Consider the following 1,265-nt stretch of genomic DNA (forward strand, 5'->3'; position numbering starts at 1 on the left):
TGGTCTGAGCCCGAGGTTTCTACCAGCTACGAGTAGAGCCTGCGCCCGGGTTGATGCCCATGCTTGGGCGTGATGGCAACAACCGGGTTGGGGGTTAACCCCCAACCCGGTTTGCCGACTGAACCGGCTCCCATCTCGGCCGGGGTTCTGTTCCCGAGGCTTGAGTGGGGTCGGAAGTGGTTGTAGTCGTGCCGCCAGTCAGCCAGCACCTGACGGGCATGGCTAAGGCTGGTGAACAGCGTCTCATTCAGACATTCGTCACGCAGGCGAGCGTTGAAGCTCTCGATGAAGCCGTTCTGCTGCGGCTTGCCTGGCGCGATGTAATGCCACTCGACGTCACGATCCCGCGACCACCGCAGGATCGCCATACTGGTCAGTTCAGTGCCATTATCGCTGACCACCATGGCTGGCTTGGCCAGGCGCTCGAGAATGGCGAGATCGAGCTCGCGGGCAACGCGCATACCCGAAATCGAGGTGTCGGCGATGAGCGCCAAGCACTCCCGGCTGTAGTCATCGACCAGGGCGAAGATCCTGAACCGACGTCCGCAGACGAGCGCGTCCGACACGAAGTCGAGGCTCCAGCGCTGGTTCGGCCCCTGAGGGATCGCCATGGGCGCCCGCGTGCCCAATGCCCGCTTGCGACCACCGCGCCGGCGCACCTGTAAGCGCTCCTCGCGATACAGCCGCCGGAACTTCTTGTGGTTCATCGTCCATCCTTCCCGGCACAGCAGCCAGTGCAGTCGGCGATAGCCGAACCGGCGGCGCTGCCCTGCCAGCTCGCGGATGCGGGTTCGTGCCTCAGCATCGTCCGACCGACGGCTGACGTAGCGCACCGTTGTTCGATCCACGCCCAGCGCCTCGCAGGCCCGGCGCTGGCTCACCTCGAAAACCTCCTGGAGATGAGCCACCGCCTGCCGCTTGGAGCCAGGCGTCAGAACTTTTTTGCGCTGATCTCCTTGAGCATAGCGTTATCGAGCATAGCGTCAGCCAGGAGACGCTTCAGCCGAGCGTTCTCCTCCTCCAGCGACCGCAGCCGCCGGGCATCGGAGACCTCCAGGCCGCCATACTTGGCCTTCCACTTGTAAAACGTCGCTGAGCTGATCCCGTGGCGGCGGCACACATCCGCCGTCGCCATACCGGCCTCCTGCTCCTTCAACACCGCGATGATCTGCTCCTCGCTGAACCTGCTCCGCTTCATATCCATCCGACTCCTTCAAGGACCGGACTCTACTCAAACCTGGAGGAAATCCACGGGCTCAGACCAA

The 1,265-nt window shown here is 63.4% G+C and carries 1 protein-coding gene; it reads right to left on the reverse strand.

Features of this window, described 5'->3' with window-relative positions; translation table 11 throughout:
* Nucleotides 1-26: 26 nt before the first annotated feature.
* A protein-coding gene (locus ACUJ46_RS12555; RefSeq protein WP_445390837.1) for an IS3 family transposase occupies nt 27-1,198 on the reverse strand; the annotation gives its coding sequence in 2 pieces (ribosomal slippage) (nt 27-946 and nt 946-1,198; 1,173 coding nt in all).
* Nucleotides 1,199-1,265 lie beyond the last annotated feature (67 nt).

The sequence above is a fragment of the Sandaracinobacteroides sp. A072 genome (assembly GCF_052616365.1).